The sequence below is a fragment of the Arthrobacter sp. UYNi723 genome (genome assembly GCF_054057635.1).
Genome location: NZ_JBSRZM010000003.1, coordinates 141,316 through 159,061 on the forward strand (window position 1 = coordinate 141,316; position 17,746 = coordinate 159,061).

14 protein-coding genes are annotated in these 17,746 nt (G+C 66.9%); 4 read left to right on the top strand and 10 right to left on the bottom strand.

Annotation, left to right across the window (positions count from 1 at the left end):
* Positions 1 to 39 precede the first annotated feature (39 nt).
* Both ACVWY0_RS03810 and sufU read left to right on the top strand, forming a co-directional pair.
* Positions 40 to 1,365: a SufS family cysteine desulfurase gene (locus ACVWY0_RS03810; protein ID WP_485835489.1), complete on the top strand. Its 1,326-nt coding sequence runs from the start codon at positions 40 to 42 to the stop codon at positions 1,363 to 1,365.
* Between the two features lie 24 nt (positions 1,366 to 1,389).
* The gene (gene sufU / locus ACVWY0_RS03815) at positions 1,390 to 1,839 is read left to right on the top strand and encodes a Fe-S cluster assembly sulfur transfer protein SufU (protein ID WP_485835490.1); all 450 of its coding nucleotides are present in this window, start codon (positions 1,390 to 1,392) and stop codon (positions 1,837 to 1,839) included.
* A 44-nt stretch (positions 1,840 to 1,883) separates the two neighbouring features.
* On the opposite strand, the gene nhaA is transcribed toward sufU, so the two are convergent.
* The 4 genes from nhaA to ACVWY0_RS03835 form a co-directional block, all read right to left on the bottom strand.
* A complete protein-coding gene (gene nhaA, locus ACVWY0_RS03820; protein WP_485835491.1) occupies positions 1,884 to 3,197 on the bottom strand; it encodes a Na+/H+ antiporter NhaA in 1,314 nt (437 codons plus the stop codon).
* Between the two features lie 71 nt (positions 3,198 to 3,268).
* Positions 3,269 to 3,490, bottom strand: a complete 222-nt coding sequence (locus ACVWY0_RS03825) for an SCO4848 family membrane protein (protein ID WP_485835492.1) — start codon at positions 3,488 to 3,490, stop codon at positions 3,269 to 3,271.
* Between the two features lie 4 nt (positions 3,491 to 3,494).
* Complete coding sequence (locus ACVWY0_RS03830; RefSeq protein WP_056348089.1) at positions 3,495 to 3,992, bottom strand: DUF2505 domain-containing protein; 498 nt, start codon at positions 3,990 to 3,992, stop codon at positions 3,495 to 3,497.
* Between the two features lie 48 nt (positions 3,993 to 4,040).
* Complete coding sequence (locus tag ACVWY0_RS03835; RefSeq protein WP_485835493.1) at positions 4,041 to 5,594, bottom strand: SDR family oxidoreductase; 1,554 nt, start codon at positions 5,592 to 5,594, stop codon at positions 4,041 to 4,043.
* A gap of 191 nt (positions 5,595 to 5,785) precedes the next feature.
* On the opposite strand from ACVWY0_RS03835, the gene mfd reads away from it, so the two are divergent.
* Together mfd and ACVWY0_RS03845 are read left to right on the top strand one after the other, a co-directional pair.
* Positions 5,786 to 9,478: a transcription-repair coupling factor gene (mfd, locus tag ACVWY0_RS03840; protein WP_485835494.1), complete on the top strand. Its 3,693-nt coding sequence runs from the start codon at positions 5,786 to 5,788 to the stop codon at positions 9,476 to 9,478.
* 6 nt (positions 9,479 to 9,484) lie between these two features.
* Positions 9,485 to 10,306, top strand: coding sequence for a metal-dependent hydrolase (locus ACVWY0_RS03845; protein WP_485835495.1), 822 nt, complete (start codon positions 9,485 to 9,487; stop codon positions 10,304 to 10,306).
* A gap of 100 nt (positions 10,307 to 10,406) precedes the next feature.
* Here ACVWY0_RS03845 and ACVWY0_RS03850 read toward each other — a convergent pair whose 3' ends face one another.
* The 6 genes from ACVWY0_RS03850 to nirB all read right to left on the bottom strand — a co-directional run bounded on the left by ACVWY0_RS03850 (position 10,407) and on the right by nirB (position 17,528).
* A complete protein-coding gene (locus tag ACVWY0_RS03850; RefSeq protein WP_485835496.1) occupies positions 10,407 to 10,652 on the bottom strand; it encodes a hypothetical protein in 246 nt (81 codons plus the stop codon).
* 52 nt (positions 10,653 to 10,704) lie between these two features.
* A complete protein-coding gene (gene deoC / locus ACVWY0_RS03855; RefSeq protein WP_485835497.1) occupies positions 10,705 to 11,430 on the bottom strand; it encodes a deoxyribose-phosphate aldolase in 726 nt (241 codons plus the stop codon).
* Positions 11,431 to 11,531: 101 nt separating this feature from the next.
* Positions 11,532 to 12,458: an FAD-dependent oxidoreductase gene (locus ACVWY0_RS03860; RefSeq protein WP_485835498.1), complete on the bottom strand. Its 927-nt coding sequence runs from the start codon at positions 12,456 to 12,458 to the stop codon at positions 11,532 to 11,534.
* A 206-nt stretch (positions 12,459 to 12,664) separates the two neighbouring features.
* Positions 12,665 to 13,819 carry a uroporphyrinogen-III synthase gene (locus ACVWY0_RS03865; RefSeq protein WP_485835499.1) on the bottom strand — a complete coding sequence of 385 codons (1,155 nt, stop codon included), beginning with the start codon at positions 13,817 to 13,819 and terminating at the stop codon, positions 12,665 to 12,667.
* A 14-nt stretch (positions 13,820 to 13,833) separates the two neighbouring features.
* Positions 13,834 to 14,868, bottom strand: coding sequence for a uroporphyrinogen-III C-methyltransferase (cobA, locus tag ACVWY0_RS03870; RefSeq protein WP_485835500.1), 1,035 nt, complete (start codon positions 14,866 to 14,868; stop codon positions 13,834 to 13,836).
* Between the two features lie 2 nt (positions 14,869 to 14,870).
* Positions 14,871 to 17,528, bottom strand: coding sequence for a nitrite reductase large subunit NirB (gene nirB / locus ACVWY0_RS03875; RefSeq protein ID WP_485835501.1), 2,658 nt, complete (start codon positions 17,526 to 17,528; stop codon positions 14,871 to 14,873).
* Positions 17,529 to 17,746 lie beyond the last annotated feature (218 nt).

Below are 17,746 nucleotides of genomic sequence, written 5' to 3' on the forward strand. Positions count from 1 at the left end.
AATTGAGTGTCAATCCATTGGCATCTCAAGGAGTTAGCTTTGGCCCTAGTATCAACGCCTGCCACGCTGGAACGCGCAGTGCCGGCCATGGATAACGCCGAAGTCCTCAGGATTCGAAACGACTTCCCCGTACTTGGCCAGCTGGTGAACGGCCAGCGCCTGGTGTACCTCGATTCGGGCGCCACCTCGCAAAACCCGCGCAGTGTCATCGAAGCTGAGCAGGAGTTTTACGAACAGCGCAACGCTGCCGTGCACCGCGGGGCCCACTACCTTGCCGTGGAAGCAACAGAGGTGTTCGAAGGTGCCCGCGAGACCATAGCGGACTTCATCGGTGCCGGCTACACGGAAACGGTGTGGACCTCCAACGCCACCGAAGGCCTGAACCTGCTCAGCTACGCCCTGTCCAACGCCGCGCTGTGGGCGGCGCAGGGGCGCGGCGACGCCCGGCTGAAAGACCTCGCAGTGGGCCCGGGTGACCAGATCGTGGTGACCGAAATGGAGCACCACGCCAACCTGATCCCTTGGCAGGAACTGGCGTTCCGCACCGGCGCCACGCTGTGTTACATCCCCATCGACGACGCCGGTGCCCTGCGGCTGGATATTGCGGCCGAGATCCTGGGAAGCAGGACTAAGGTCCTCGCGTTCACCCACGCCTCTAACGTGTTGGGCACAATTAATCCCGTACAGGAACTGGTTGCGCTGGGGCGGCAGGCCGGAGCCCTCGTGGTCCTGGACGCCTGCCAGTCGGCACCGCACCTGCCGTTGGACGTCAAGGGGCTTGACGTCGACTTCGCCGTGTTCTCCGGCCACAAGATGCTGGCGCCTACCGGAATCGGGGTCCTCTACGGCAAGCAGGACCTCCTGGACGTGCTGCCACCGTTCCTCACGGGCGGTTCCATGATCACCACGGTGACCATGGAACGGGCCGAGTACCTGCCCGCGCCGCAGCGCTTCGAGGCCGGCACCCAGCGCATCTCGCAGGCCGTTGCCCTGGCCGCCGCAGCCAACTACCTCACGGAAACCGGCCTGGACCGCGTGCACCGCTGGGAAGCGGAGCTCGGCCAGCGGATGGTGGCGGGGCTGGAGTCCATTCCCGGCATCCGCGTGCTGGGCCCCGCCGCCGGACAGGAACGGATCGGCCTTGCCGCGTTCCACGTCGACGGCGTGCACGCGCACGACGTCGGGCAGTTCCTGGATTCCCGGGGCATCGCCGTCCGCGTGGGTCACCATTGCGCCCAGCCGCTGCACCGCCGCTTGGGCCTGACCGCAACCACCAGGGCAAGCGCCTACTTGTACAACACCACCGACGACGTCGATGCCTTCCTGGAAGCCGTCGCCGGGGTCCGCTCCTACTTCCGCGTCTAGCGCGATCACCGAAGGTACACCACCATGAGCCTTGACCAGCTGTATCAGCAGATCATCCTTGACCATTCCAAAACCCGTCACGGCAGCGGACTGGCAGGCATCGCCGCGCCGGCGGGGGCGTCCACGGGCCAGTCCCACCAACTCAACCCGGTCTGCGGCGACGAAGTCACGCTGCGGGTGGCTGTGGAAGACGGCAAGGTGGCGCAGATTTCCTGGGACGGCGAAGGGTGTTCCATCTCGATGGCATCGGCGTCGGTCCTCAGCGAACTCGCGGAGGGAATGACCGTGGACGAGCTCCACGCCGTCATCGGCACCTTCCGCGAAGTGCTCCGCTCGCGCGGGAAGATCCACGCCGATCCCGAGATTCTGGGCGACGCCGCGGCTTTCGAGGGTGTGGCCCGCTACGCCGCGCGCGTTAAGTGCGCCATGATTTCCTGGGTGGCCGCCGAGGACGCCCTGAACCAGGCAGCCTAGGCCCGCACGGGCCGAGGCCGGGCCGAGGCCGGTCCGCGCCGCTGTCAGCCCCGGTGCTCGAAAACGTCCGGGATGCCGTCACCGTCAGCATCATGCCGTTCCGCAAGTTCCACTGCGCGGTAATGCCGGTTCCGCAGCCGGAGCACCATGGCGGCGAGCAGGGCGGCCACCAGTGACCCGGTGAGGATGGCAACCTTCGCGTGGTCATCGTGGGCGGAGCCCGCACCGAAGCTCAGCTCGGCGATCAGCAGCGACACAGTGAAGCCCACCCCGGCCAACAGCGCAAGGCCGGCAACATCGATCCAGGCGAGGCCGTCGTCGAGCTTTGCCCTGGTGGTCTTAGTGATCAGGTAGGTAGTACCGAACACGCCAATCGTTTTGCCGACCACCAACGCAGCCACAATTCCCAGCGCCACCGGATCCGCCAGGGCCGACCGGAAACCGTCGAGGCCGCCCACGGCAACTCCGGCGGAAAAGAAGGCGAAGACCGGGACGGCAAAACCTGCCGAAAGCGGGCGGAGCCGGTGTTCAAAGGACTCAGCCATACCGGAACCCGCCTCACCGCGTTTCCGCGACGCCAGCACCGGCACGGCAAACGCCAGGAGTACACCGGCCACTGTGGCGTGGATACCGGAAGCGTGCACGAGTCCCCAAGTGGCGGCGGCCAGCGGCAGCAACAGGTACCAGCTACGGACCCTCCTCTGGGCCAGCAGGGTAAACAGCCCCAGCGGAACCAGTGCCGCCAACAGGAAGAGCGGCTGCAGTCCGGACGAGTAGAAGAAGGCGATGATGCCGATGGCCAGCAAGTCATCCACTACGGCCAAGGTGAGCAGGAAGGTCCGGAGGGCCGCAGGCAGGTGGGTGTTGATGACGGCCAGCACGGCCAGGGCAAAGGCGATATCGGTGGCTGTGGGAATGGCCCAGCCCCTGAGCGCCTCCGTTCCCGAGCCGAGATTGACCAGCGTGTAGATCAGAGCCGGAACTGCCACGCCGCCCACGGCCGCGGCCACCGGAACCACCGCCTTGGACACTTTGCGGAGTTCACCGGAGACAAACTCCCGCTTGAGTTCCAGGCCGGCCAGGAAGAAGAATATGGCCAGGAGACCGTCGGAGGCCCATTGCCCCAGGGAGAGCCGGAGGTGCCAGGGTTCGTAACCGAATTTCAGGTCCCGCAGCGTAAAGTAGCCCTCAGCCGCCGGCGAGTTGGCCCAGATGAGGGCCGCGGCTGTGGCCAGCAACAGGAGGGCACCGCCGGCTGTTTCCAGCCTGAGGATCTCTGAGATCCGCAGGAATTCAGGGTAGCTTGAGCGGCTGAGGACCTTAGCAGCGAAGGCGGGGCGGGAAGGGTGCTTGGCCATGGGTGGCTCCTGGAATTAAGGGGTCGGCAAAACTATTGCCGACCAGACTTCCCGGCGCACCTGTGACCAGCCTACCCGAGCAGGCCCATAACCCCGATCACGGCCGTGGCAGCGCCCAGCACCATCGAGATGCTGACCAGCACCACGTGGACGGTGAGGAACTTTGTGGCCTTGCCGGCGGCGTCCTGCGCCCTGGGATCCTTCATCACGCGGCGCAGGAACTGCGGCCAGACCACCAGGGACCAGAGGCCGGCGATGATCAGGACCACGCCCGCAAACAGGGGGAGCTGCATGGCCTTAGTGGCTTTCGAGCCAGGCCTGGGCCTGCTGTGACTGGATGTTCAGGGCCTTGGCCACCATGGGCTCAGCTGCCTCGGCGATCTTGCCGCCCAGGAACGGAACGGAGGAGGTCACGTTGCCTTCGAGTTCAATGCGCGTGCTGCCGCCCTCCGCGACGAGCCGCTGGACCGCGGTCACATCAAGGGGGGCGCCGGCGATCTTCAGCGTGATGTTGCTCTGGCGGGAGCCGTCGGCCGCCGGGGCGTCCCAGTTCTCCACCTGCGTCACCGTGAGCTTCTCGCCCACGAACTTGCGGGCGATCTCCGGCAGCCGGGTGGTGGGCAGCGTACGGACCGAGGTGGTGCTGAATACTCCGTCAACGTCTCCGGCCACCTCGAAGGATTCAAGTGTGCCGCCAACGAATTGGCTCGTGTGCCGCTGGAAGTCCTCGTTGATAAAGACGGCAGCGACGCTGTCGACGGCGTGCGGAAGGGTAGTGGTTGCACTCAGTGCCATGGGTCCTCCAGTGATGTGTAGGTCAGAACGCTTTTTGCTCCCCACATCCTACGGGGAGCCTTGCGTGTTGTTGGAACCGGCCTCCGCGCTGTCGGCGCTGGCGATTTTCTGCGCCGCCGTGGTGATGTTCCGTGCCATCGCCGGAAATATGAGGCTGTGGAAGGGCAGCACGGCAAGCCAGTAGAGCTTTCCGCTGAGGCCCTTGGGGAAGAAAATGGCCCGCTGCCGGTAGCGGCTGCCCGTCCCGTCAGGTTCTACGGACAGTTCAAGCCAAGCACGTCCGGGGGCGCGCATCTCCGCGCGGAGGCGCAACTGTTTTCCGCGATCGATCCGTTCCACGCGCCACCAGTCCACCACTTCGCCCGAGGCCAGGGTGCCGGGGTGCCTTCGTCCCCGCAGCAGGCCCGCGCCGCCGGTGAGCTTGTCCAGCCAGCCACGTACCCGCCATGCCAGCGGCAGGGAATACCAGCCGTTCCGGCCGCCGATTCCTTCGATGATGGTCCACACGTCGGCGGGATCAACTTCGCCGTGGAAGGTCCGTTCATCCACGTAGACCGTGTGGCCTGCCCAGTCCGGATCGCTGGGCAGCGGATCGGCGTCGGCCCCGGCATTTGACCATGTGGTTTCCACTTGGCCGTCACGCTCCTTGCCCAGGGCGAGGGCAACGGCCCGCCGGTACGGGGTCAGGCCGCCCGCCGGCACCGGGATATGGGCGTCGATGTCGTGTTCGCGGGACACGGCATCGTGCTGCAGCGACTCGACGAGCGGGAGCGACATGGACAGCGGGATGGGCGTGGTCAGGGCCACCCACACGCCGGCGAGCCTCGGGGCGGGAATGGGCAGAGCCAGCACCACCCGGTACGGCAGCCCGGCCTCGGCGGCGTATTCCTTCATCATGCCCGCGTAGCTCAGGACCTGCCGGCAGCCGATGTCGAAGGTGCGGTTGACGGGCCCGTCCAAGGATGCGGCGCCCACAAGGTAGTGCAGCACGTCCCGGACGGCGATTGCCTCGATCTTGTTGCGCACCCAGCTCGGGGCCGGCATCAGCGGAAGCGCTTCGGACAGGTGGCGGATCATTTCGAAGGACGCGGACCCGGAACCGATCACCACCCCGGCCTGGAAGACCACCGCGTCCACCGTGCTGTCCAGGAACACCTTTCCCACGGCTTCCCGGGACCGCATGTGAGTGGACAGTTCCACGTTGGCCGGGTGCAGGCCGCCCAGGTAGACGATCCGGCCTACGCCGGCGGCGGCAGCGGCTCTGGCCGCCGTTTCCGCCATGGCCTTTTCCTTGGACTCGAAGCCGGCGCCGGAGGCCATGGAGTGGACGAGGTAGTAGAGCACGTCGACGCCGGCCAGCGCCTGCTCCAGGGCTCCGCCGTCGTCGAGACTGCTCTCGATGACCTCAACCTTGCCCAGCCACGGCACGCCGGCGATCTTTGCCGGGGTCCTGACCAGGACCTTGACGGTGTGCCCGGCCTCCAGCAGCCGGGGGACCATGCGGCCGCCGATGTAGCCGGTGGCGCCGGTCACCAGGACGGTTCGTGCCGTCCCCGGCGCCACGGTGGGGGGAGCGTCGCTCGGACTATTGCTATCGCTCACTGAAAGCTCCTCAGGCAGGCAGGCAGGCAGGCAGGCGGAGGCGCGCAACAGGCGCGCTTCCTCAGCAAGCTTAGCAACGGGGTGCCCGGCGGGCCCCTGGGCAGGGGTAGGCTGGGATGACCCGGGATTCGAAATGAATTTCGGGCTTTCGTGTTGCCTGCTTTTTCCTTGAACCCACAGGAGTTTCCGCCATGAGCCCCACTGGCCCGTCCCATCCTGGCCCGTCCAACGGTGGTCCCTCGCTGACCGGACTGCGCCGTGTCCTGGCAGAAGACCAGACGTTCGCGCGGGTCCAGGCGGAGGCGGCCAGGGGTTTTGACGTCCGGGGCCAGGACTACCAGATCAGCGCGCCAGCCGGACTCCGCGCCGTCCTGCTGGCGGAAATGGCAGACGGCCTGGACGCCGGCTCCGACGAAGGAACTCCCGACGGCGGGCTCCCTCCTGTAGTTCTGGCGGTCACCGCTACGGGACGCGAAGCGGAGGATCTGACAGCGGCCCTGCGCGCTTACCTGCCGGCCGATTCAGTGGCCGAGTTCCCCAGTTGGGAAACCCTGCCGCACGAACGGCTCTCGCCCCGCTCGGACACCGTGGGCCGCCGGCTGTCCGTCCTGCGCCGCCTGGCGCACCCGGAAAGTTCGACGGCGGGCCGGTTGCGTGTAGTGGTGGCACCGGTCCGCGCGGTGGTCCAGCCGATCGTCGCCGGGCTGGGTGACCTGGTTCCGGTCACCCTGAAGGTGGGACAGGACATGCCGTTCTCCAGCGTGGTGCGGAGCCTTGCCGATGCCGCCTACGCACGCGTGGACATGGTCACCCGCCGTGGCGAGTTTGCCGTCCGCGGCGGCATCATCGACGTCTTCCCGCCCACCGAGGACCATCCCATCCGTGTGGAGTTCTTCGGCGACGAGGTGGACCAGATGCGCTGGTTCGCGGTGGCCGACCAGCGCTCGCTGTCGGCGCCCGGGGTGCACCACCCCACCGAGCTCCACGCCCCTCCTTGCCGCGAAATCCTCATCACGCCGTCGGTGATGTCGCGCGCGGCCACCCTGAAGGCGCAGCTTCCCGCGGCCGCGGACATGCTGGAGAAGATCGCCGGCGGCATCGCCGTGGAAGGGATGGAATCCCTGGCCCCGGTGCTGGTGGACGCCATGGTCCCGTTCGTGGAGCAGCTGCCCGCCGGGTCCATCTCGGTGATCATTGAACCGGAAAAGGTCCGCAGGCGCGCACATGATCTTGCGGCCACCAACGAGGAGTTCCTGGAAGCAGCCTGGTCCACGGCCTCGGATGGCGGCACGGCTCCACTGGACCTCAGTTCGCAGGCGTCGGCAGCTTTGCACTCAGCCAGCTTCCGTTCCTTGGCCGAAACCCGGAGCTTCTCGCTGGAGCACGAGGTGTCCTGGTGGTCCATCACGTCGCTGGCCACTGACGAGGAGCTGCTGCCCGAGATTGACGTCCTGAACCTCCGCGCCCGCGAACCGCGCGGGTACCAGGGTGATGTGGCCGAGATGATGGACTTCATCGGCTCCCACGTCCGGGACCAGTGGCGGATCGTAGTGGCCACGGAGGGTCCCGGCCCGGCGCAGCGCCTGGCGGAACTTTTCCACGACGCCGACATCCCCTGCGCCAGGGTGGACACCCTTGAGAAGGAGCCGCAGGCGGGCATCATCGAGGTGACCACTGCCGCCGTCGGACGCGGTTTTGTCCTGGACAGCCTCAAGCTGGGGCTGCTCACCGAAGCGGACCTGTTGGGACGGACCTCCGCGGGCTCCACCAAGGACATGCGGCGCATGCCGTCCAAGCGGCGGAACGCCGTGGACCCGTTGCAGCTGGTCAACGGCGATTCCGTGGTGCACGAACAGCACGGCATTGGCCGCTTCATCGAACTCATCCAGCGCAAGGTGGCCGGCGGCGGAGACGGCGTCCGCGAGTACCTGGTCCTGGAATACGCCCCGTCCAAGCGCGGCGCCCCCGGGGACCGCCTGTTTGTCCCCACCGACCAGCTGGACCAGGTGACCCGCTACGTTGGCGGCGATACCCCTGTGCTCAGCAAGATGGGCGGCTCCGACTGGGCCAGCACCAAGTCCAAGGCACGCAAGGCCGTCAAGGAGATCGCCGGCGAGCTCATCCGGCTGTACTCCGCGCGGATGGCCTCAAAGGGCCATGCCTTCGGGCCGGACACTCCGTGGCAGCGTGAGCTGGAGGAGGCCTTCGCCTACGTGGAGACGCCGGACCAGCTGACCACCATCAATGAGGTCAAGGCGGACATGGAGCGCGAGATCCCCATGGACCGCCTGGTGTCCGGCGACGTGGGCTACGGCAAAACCGAGATCGCCGTCCGGGCCGCGTTCAAGGCGGTCCAGGACGGGAAGCAGGTGGCGATCCTGGTGCCCACCACCCTGCTCGCCCAGCAGCACTTCGAAACGTTCACCGAGCGCTTCTCCGGGTTCCCCCTGCGGGTCAAAGCCCTGTCGCGGTTCCAGGGAACCAAGGAAACCAAAGAGACCGTTGAGGGCGTCAAGAGCGGCTCCGTTGACGTCGTCATCGGCACCCACCGCCTGCTGTCCAAGGACTTCGCGTTCAAGGATCTGGGCCTGGTGATCGTGGACGAGGAGCAGCGCTTCGGTGTGGAGCATAAGGAAGCACTGAAGAAAATGCGGACCAACGTGGACGTGCTGGCCATGAGCGCCACACCCATTCCGCGGACCCTGGAGATGTCGTTGACCGGCATCCGGGAAACCTCCACGCTGGCCACCCCGCCGGAGGAACGCCATCCCGTCCTCACATACGTGGGCCCGTACACGGACAAGCAGACCTCGGCGGCCATCCGGCGTGAGCTGATGCGCGAAGGCCAGATGTTCTTTGTGCACAACCGGGTGTCCACCATCGACCGGACGGCCGCGAAGATCCGTGAACTGGTTCCGGAAGCACGTGTTGAGGTGGCGCACGGGCAGATGTCCGAGAGCCGGCTGGAGCAGATCATCGTGGACTTCTGGGAAAAGCGTTTCGACGTCCTGGTGTGTACCACCATCATCGAAACCGGACTGGACATCTCCAACGCCAACACCCTGATCGTGGACGGGGCCGACAAGTACGGCCTCTCCCAGCTGCACCAGCTCCGCGGCCGGGTGGGCCGCGGCCGTGAACGCGCCTATGCCTACTTCCTGTACCCGTCCGAGAAGCCCCTGGGCGAGGTGGCCCTGGAACGCCTCAAGGCCGTGGCCACCCACAACGAGCTCGGAGCCGGCATGCAGCTGGCCATGAAGGACCTCGAAATCCGCGGCGCCGGCAACCTGCTGGGCGGCGAGCAGTCCGGCCACATCCAGGGCGTCGGCTTCGACCTCTACATCCGCCTGGTGGGTGAGGCGGTGGCCGACTTCCGCGGCGACGCCGAGGAAAAGGCCGCCGAAATGAAGATCGAGCTGCCGGTCAACGCCCACCTCCCGCACGATTATGTACCGGGGGAGCGGCTCCGTCTGGAGGCCTACCGGAAGCTGGCCTCCGCGTTGACCTATGAGGCCATCGAGGAGGTCCTTGCCGAGCTTGTGGACCGCTACGGTGAGCCGCCGCTGCCGGTCCAGAACCTCATTGCCGTGGCCCGCTTCCGGGTGGGTGCCCGCGAAGCCGGCCTGTCCGACGTCGCGCTCCAGGGGAACTTCATCAAGTTCTCCCCGGCGCAGCTGCCGGAGTCGAAACTGATGCGGCTGACCCGGATGTACCCGGGTTCGCAGTCAAAGCCGGCCCTGGACGCGGTGCTGATTCCGAAGCCCAAGACGGCGAGGATCGGCGGCCGCGACCTGCAGGACGCCGAAATCCTGGAATGGGCCAATGGAGTCATCCGCAACATCTTCTCCGACGCACCACTTGCCGCTCCGGCAGTAAGGGGTTAGAGCTTGATGGGAGGACATCACGCCGCGTCGGGAGCCGCGGCGTGGGTAGCCATTGCCTCGACGGGACCGTACACGCTGGGCTGGTATCCGCTGGACGCCACGGGAATCCTCATCGGCGGGATGGCGACGGCGGGGACGGCGCTCGTGTGCGACTGGGACCACCGCCACAGCACCGTGGCCAACTCGCTGCCGCCGCTGTCCAACCTGATTGCCGTGGGTATTGAGAACGCCAGCGGCGGGCACCGGCAAGGCACCCACTCGGTGCTCGGGGCGGCGTGCTTTGTGCTGCTGGCCATGATGGCCGGGCAGTTCCAGCTGCGGACGGACTGGGGCCTGCTGTCCGTGGGTGCCGGCCTGCTGTGCATGTTCATGATCAACATTGCGGCCAAGGCGCTGAAGCTGTTTCCCAAGTCCGGATTTATCAGCAACTGGATCTTTGCCCTGGCCATGGCCGGACTGGTGACCTGGTTCGCGCCGGAGCAGTGGACCTGGCTGCCCGTCTCGATGCTGACCGGGGTAGTGGTCCACATCGTGGGGGACATGATCACCACCGGGGGCGTGCCGCTGCTCTGGCCGATCGTCATCAAGCCACCGAAGTTCCTCCGGAAGCTGCCGGTCCTTAACGACGTCTGGAAAGCCAACGGCGCCTTTTCCCTGCCGCTGCTGGGCCGCGCAGGTTCCCGGCGCGAGTGGCTGGTGCTGATCCCGGTGAGCGCCTATGCGATGGTGGGCATGTGCGTAGCGGCCTGGTCGTTGGCGAAAGCACATTTCCCGGCCGCCATGGCGATCGGAAAGACCACGGTCAGCCGCCTGCTTGGCGCGGGCTGACGCGGCCGGTCCTCGAGCGGCCAGTATCCAGGCGTCCAGGACTTAAAAGGCGGGGGCCCCGGAAATGATCCGGGGCCCCCGCCTTTTGAGTTATGGAGTCTTACTTCCCGCCGGCTGAATCGGAACGGCCGGTGATGGTCTGCGGGATCCAGAACGCCAGGAAAAACAGGCCAAGGCAGACGGCCATCGGCCACGGGTTGCCGAGAGTGAGGAAGGACAGGGAGTAGATGGAGCCCAGGAACAGCGCCATCATGGGTACAAACAGAAGGATGCTGCCCAGGAGGCTGTTCTCGTTCTGGGGGGTCTGTACCGTGGCGTTGCCGGACTCTGTGATCTTGCTGGACATTCTTTCCTCCTCGGCCCCGCGGGGCTCAAACTGTGGCGGCTCCGGGCCGGCGTCAGTAGCTGGATGAACCCTGTTCACCCTTGACGATGGCAATGCCGGAGCTGGCACCAATACGTGTTGCACCTGCAGCAATCATAGCCTGCGCGTCAGCCAGCGAACGTACGCCGCCGGACGCCTTGACGCCGAGATCGGGGCCTACAGTACGGCGCATCAGGGCGATGTCCTCGGCCGTGGCGCCCCCGCCGTTGAACCCCGTGGACGTCTTGACGAAGTCCGCCCCCGCTTCAACGGATGCCTGGCAGGCAAGGACCTTCTGGTCATCGCTGAGCAATGCGGTTTCGATGATGACCTTCAGGATGGCTCCGCCCGCGTGGACTGCGTCCGCGACAGCGGAGATATCGTCCACCAGCGCACCCTTGTCACCGGCGCGGGCGGCTGCGATGTTGATGACCATGTCGATTTCGTCAGCGCCGTCCAGCACCGCGCCGCGGGCTTCGAAAGCCTTCACGTCGCTGGGCGTGGCACCCATGGGAAAGCCGATCACCGAGCACGTCAGTACGCCGGACCCCTTGAGCGCGGTTTTGACCGTCTTGACCCAGACGGGATTAACGCAGACTGACTTGAAGCGGTACTCAGCAGCCTCGGCGCACACCTTGAGGATCTCCGCCTCGCTGGCCTCGGGCTTGAGCAGCGTGTGGTCGATGTAGGAAGCGATGTTGCCCGACGCTGAGACCGTACCGGCTCCAGTTTGGTCGGTAGGAGTGGCTGCGTTACTCATGATGGTCCTTTCCATGTGGCCTTGTGGGCCGCCGGAGCCACGCAGTGCGTGGCTGTTCAGGTGACCATCTTGTCACAGCGGGTGTCGCGGCGGGCGGACGCTTACGCGGCCGCAGGCACGCGCTCCGCCACACCCGCGGCCACGCCTTCCGCAACGCAGGCTGCCAGGCCTTCCGCCGCTGATGTAGCGGTCATCAGCTGTGCGGCGCAGGCACCGGCGGCAGAAGCCGCGGCGACCAGCAGTCCCAGCCGGACGCCGTCGAACGCTGCGGCGTCACCGATGGCCCAGATGCCGGAGACCGATGTCCTGAAGTCCTTGCTGATGGCGATTCCGCCGTTTGGGGCTGTAGCGAGTCCGGCGCTGAGGGCGAGTCCATCGCGGGAAACCCGCTCTTCGGCCAGGACAACCAGGTCGCCGTTCATGCTGCTGCCGTCCTCGAAGACAACCCCGGAGGCGGTCAGGCCTGCGCCGGCGATGGAGTGCACCACGGCGGCCGGCCGGACCGTTGTGCGGATGGGCCGGACTCCGCGGGCACGCAGCACTGCTTCGGCCTGGCCCGCTGCCGCGCCGGTTCCCACGAGGATCCCCAATGGCCGCCTACCCAGTTCCCGCGTCACTTCCTTGACGGCGTCGCCGATCCTGGCGGCGTCGTCGATCCTGGCGGCGTCGTCGATCGTGGAGTAGCTCAGGCAGCGGCCGGCGCCCGCCACGGGGGACGCGACGGGCGCTGATCCGGTGGCGATGACCAGTTCGTCGTACCTGAGTTCCATGCCGTCGGCGGTGGTGACGGAGCGGTTCTCCGCGTCGATGAAGCTGGCTGGCTGGCCGAAGCGGACGGAAACCTGCGGCAGCTCTGCGAGCTCCAGGAGTTCGGCGGGAGCGTCGTCCCGGTTGCTGAGGATGGTGACGGTGCCGCGGAAGCGGGCACCGTCCAGCTGGCGGACCAGCGCCTGTGCGGCGGGCCCGGCCCCGGCAATGACGATGCGCGGAGCCGGGGAAACTGAGGTGGACGGTGCCGGAGCGGACATGTGCTGGCCCTTTCGCTGGCGGCCGCTGGAGCGGCCGGGACTTCGTGATGAATCCCAGCGTAGGCGGCGGGCTTTTCAGGCGTGTTTCCCTGCTGTTGCTGTGAGAATGCCCTTTGTTCGCCAACGTTTACCGGCCGGTAACAGAACCCGTGACGCACCTCTCACTGCGCTCCGGAATGACACAAAGGCGGCCGGAGTCCGCGTCCCTAGACGCGGATCCGGTAACCCCGCTTGACCACCGTCTCCACCAGGCGGCCGTCCGGCAGCGATGACCGCAGGCGGCTGACAGTCATGTCCAGGGCGTGGACTGAGCCCTTCAGTTCGAGCAGCTCCGACAGCGATTCCCGGGAAAGCACGGCCCCACCGGCCCCCAAGAGGGCACGCAGCAGGAGCAGCGGCGCAGGCGCCAACTCAACGTGCGCTCCGTCGACCCGGAGGCTGCGCCCGCGCAGCTCAAGGTTGCCGGATGCGGTGTCCAGCCGCCGCACGTGGTTCAGGGCGAGGTGCTCGCACACCAGCCGGATGAGGGCACCCATCCGGAACCGCTCCGGAATGAGCGGCGAGATACCGGCGTCGAGCAGGGGCTGGGCCGTGACAGGCCCCACCACTGCTGTGGTGACGTTGGTTTTCAGGCTTTCGATGAGCTGCTTGTAGACGCCCATCTCGTGGGCGGTGCTCCACACGGCATCGACGGCGGGGGCGCTGGTGAAGGTGAGGACGTCCAGGTTGCCGCTGCACACAGCCTCGATGAGGCGCGGAAGCCGGTCTTCGCCGTCGGGCTTTACCCAGCGGTACGGGGTGACTGTCAGGACCGTGGCGCCGGACATACGCAGGCGTTCCAGCTGCCGGACGTCCGTGTAGCCGTGCAGCTGCACGGCCACGGTCTTGCCGCGCACGCCTTCGGCGAGCAGCATATCCACCAGCGTTGCGGTGGTTTCGTCGCTGCTGATTCCGACGTCGGCGAGTCCGGCCGCGCGGACGGCGCCGCGGGCTTTGGGGCCCCGGACGAACATCCGGCACGCCCCGAGGGTTTCCAGCAGCTGCTCACCGATCCCAAAGGAATCGGCAGCTTCGCACCAGCGGCGCATGCCGTACGCCGTAGTGGCGATGCACAAGTCCGGGCGTGCGGCGATGATGGCCTTGGTGTCCTCGATGAGGCGGATGTCCTCCTGCACCGGGGCGATCTTGAGGGCCGGCGCGTGCAGTACTTCCGCGCCCCGGCGTTCCAGGGCCTCGATGAGGTCCCGGGAGCGCCGGTGCGAGGTGACTCCGATGCGGAAGCCCTCCAGCGGAGAGTCCGCAGCCTCCGGCCCGGAGGTCTCTTCAAGCTGGGCAGGTTCAGCGGGTGCCAGTGCGGTCATGGGGGTCAATCCTTTCACGAACCGAGCAGCGAGGCCGCCAGCCGGTCGAGGTCGGCGGCGGCCTCAGCATGCCCGCGGTTGGCTTCCGCCACGCGAACCACCTCGCCGATGACCAGCACAGCGGGATTGCTGCACCCGGCAGCGGCGGAGGTGATGGTGCCCAGGTCCGCGATGGTGGTGCGCTGGCCGGGGCGGTAACCGCGTTCGACGACGGCCATGGGCATATCGGGGCGCATACCGGCTTTGCGGAGACCGGCCGCGAGCTGGTGCAGGGTGCCGATGCCCATCAGGACAACAATGGTGCCGCCCAGTCCGGCCAGGTGCGTGTGTTCCTTTTCGGTCAGCGGCGCGTGGCCGGAGACCACGGTGAACATGTGGCTGACCTCGCGGTGCGTGACGGGGATGCCGGCGGCCGCCGGCACGGAGATCGCGCTGGTGACGCCCGAGATGACGCGGACCTTGACGCCGGCCGCGACGCAGGCGGCGACTTCTTCGCCGCCGCGGCCAAAGACGTACGGATCGCCGCCTTTGAGCCGGACGACGTTATTGCCTTCCAGGGCGGCGGCGACCATCAGCTTCTCGATGTCGGCCTGGCCCACCTTGTGGTGGCCGGGCTTCTTGCCCACATCCACCAGTTCGGCGGAGGTCAGGTCCGGCAGGTCCTGGCAGGGAGCCAGCCGGTCGAAGAACACCACGTCCGCATCGCGGAGGGCCTTCACGGCGGCGACAGTCAGCAGCTCGGTGGTGCCCGGACCGCCACCCACAAGCGTGACGTGGCCGACGGGACCGGCGGCCGGCTCGGCCGCCACCGGAATGCCAGTGATACGGCACCGCTCGAGCAGGGCCTCCCAGCCCGGCTGGCCGTCGTCGACCGCTGCGACCAGGAAGGGGCGCTCGGGAAGCGGGCCGTCATGCGTTGCACCCGCAGGGGTGCTGAGGCGGTAGACGACGGCGCCCGCGGCCTCGTAGCGGCGGACCGCCTGGCGGGCGGCGTGGTCGGAGCCGGTGACCAGGACGTCGCGGCCGGTGAGATCGATGCTGAGCTGCATGGCTATACCTCGTTCTCGGCGCGGGGCCGCATGGGGATGGAGGCGCCGATCAGGACCGGCTGTTGGCTGGCGCGGCTCTTTTCCTCCGCAGTGGCAGGGCGCATCTGGCCACGCTCGTCGGAGACGAAGGTGATGGAGTCATCCTTCTGGTCGGGCGCGTTGACGAAGGAACGGAACCGGCGCAGGCGCTCGGGATCCTTGAGGGTGTCGGCCCACTCGTCCACGTAGGTGTCAACGTGCTTGGCCATGGCTGCTTCAAGTTCCTCGGCGATGCCCAGGGTGTCCTTCACCACCACGTCCTCGACGTGCTTGATGCCGCCGTCGAGCTCTTCCTGCCAGCGCGCGGTGCGCTGCAGGCGGTCCGCCGTGCGGATGTAGTACATGAAGTAGCGGTCGATGTACTTGAGCAGGGTTTCGTCGTCGAGGTCCTTGGCCAGCAGTTGGGCGTGGGCAGGGGTGGCGCCGCCGTTGCCACCGACGTAGAGGTTCCAGCCGTCGGCCGTGGCGATCACGCCGACGTCCTTGCCGCGGGCCTCGGCGCATTCGCGGGCGCAGCCGGAGACGCCCATCTTGAGCTTGTGCGGGCTGCGGAGGCCGCGGTAGCGGAGCTCCAGCTGGATGGCCATGGCCACCGAATCCTGGACACCGAAGCGGCACCAGGTGGAACCAACACAGGACTTCACGGTGCGCAGGCTCTTGCCGTACGCCTGGCCGGATTCGAAGCCGGCGTCCACCAGTTCCTTCCAGATTTCGGGAAGCTCTTCCAGCCGGGCACCGAACATGTCGATCCGCTGGCCGCCGGTGATCTTGGTGTACAGGTTGTACTTCTCGGCCACGGCGGCAATGACGCCGAGCTTCTTGGGGGTGATTTCACCGCCGGCGATGCGGGGGACCACCGAGTAGGTGCCGTCCTTCTGCATGTTGGCGAGGGCGCGGTCGTTGGTGTCCTGCAGGGTGCCGCGGCCGGCGTCCAGGACGTAGGCGCTGTTCTGGCTGGCCAGGATGTTGGCGATGGTGGGCTTGCAGATGTCGCAGCCGGCGCCGGTGCCGTACTTGGCCATGATCTCCTCGAAGGAGGTCAGTTCCAGGACGCGGATGGCGTCGAAGAGTTCCTGGCGGGACAGCTCGATGTGCTCGCAGAGTGCCTTGGAGACCTCGACGCCGGACTTGGTGAGTTCGGATTCCAGCAGCTTCTTGAGCATCGGGACGCAGGAACCGCAGCTGGTGCCGGCGCGGGTGCAGCCCTTGAGCTCGCCAAGTTCCTGGACGGGGGCGTTGCCGTCGCAGGCGCCGCAGCCGTTGATGGTGTCGCGGATGGTGCCGGCGGCCACGTTGTTGCAGGAACACAGGATGGCGTCGTCCGGGAGTTCGGTGTCCGGGGCGTCGCCGCCGCCGGCCGCCGTGAGGTAAGCGCCCGGTTCGGCGGACAGCTCGCGGCCCAGGAGGGGACGCAGGCTCATGTAGGGGGATGCGTCGCCGACGAAGATGCCGCCGAGCAGGGTCTTGGCATCATCGGTGGTGACGATCTTCTGGTAGACGCCGCGGGCGGGGTCGGCATAGACGATCTCGAGGGAGTGCTCGGTCCGGGCGAACGCGTCACCGAAGCTGGCAACGTCCACGCCGGAGAGCTTGAGCTTCGTGGCGGTGTCAAAGCCAGGGAAGGTCGCTTCGCCGCCGTGGAGGCGGTCCGCGACGATCTCGGCCATGGTGTTGGCGGGGGCAACCAGGCCCAGGCACATGCCCTCAAAGTTGGCCACTTCACCGATGGCCCAGATACCGGGTACTTCCGTGGCGCAGAAGTCGTTGATGACGACGCCGCCGCGCGGGCCGAGGCTGAACTGCGGCTCCTCGCCTTCGGCTGCGCGGAAGAGCTCGTCGCGTGGCTTGACGCCGATGGCCACGATGACGAGGTCGGCGGGGATGATCCGTTCATCTGCCATGAGGACGCCGGTGACCTGGCCGTCGTCGTCGGAGAGGACCTGCGAGGGGAACACGCCGCCGTGGACGGTGAAGCCCTTGGCTTCGATGAGGCGGCCCAGTGACTGGCCCGCGCCTTCATCCAGCTGGGTGTTCATGAGCCACGGTGCGCCGTTGATAACCACGGGTGTGGCGCCGAGCTGTTCCGTGCCGGCAGCTGACTCGAGTCCCAGGAGCCCGCCGCCGATTGTCACGGCATTGATCTTGCGGCCCAGCTTTTCCGTGAGCTCCGCGATGGCCTTGTTGATGGCCCAGACGTCTTCGAGCGTGCGGTAGACATGCACGTGCTCGGCGCCGGGGATGGGCAGCCGCATGGCATCGGAGCCGGTGGCGACCACCAGGTCGTCGTATTCAAAGATGCTGCCGGCAGCGGTCTCGACCGTCTTCGCCCCGGCATTGATCTTGACCACGCGCTCGCCGGTCTTCAATGACAGGGAAGCGTGGTCCCACATGGAGGCAGAGCCCAGGGTCAGGTCCACGCTGCTGTCCGTCAGTGCCTTGGAGAGCGCCACGCGGTCGTAGGGGAGGTGGGCTTCTTCCGTGAGGACCGTGACGTCCCAGCCCTCAAGGCCCCGGGTGTGCATGGCATCGGCGAAGCGGTGGGCAGCAGGGCCGCCACCGGCGACGACGATCCGGCGCGGTGCCCGGCTCTCTGTGTCCTGGCGTGAAGTCTGTTCGGTCACTGTGGGCCTTTCGCATGTGCCGCAGACGGTGTTCTGCGACTTTCTCTGACGAGGTGTCCATTCAGACTAGGTAGCCGCAGTTTCGCTTCAGTTTCCCTTATGTTTCGTAGGCTTAACTTCTGCATCACGAACGCGTTTCCGATCGGGTGAGGTCTCTTTTACGCGCCGGACACATTCACTGCACGCCTTTGAAACACCCGTTGCCTAAGTTGTTTCGT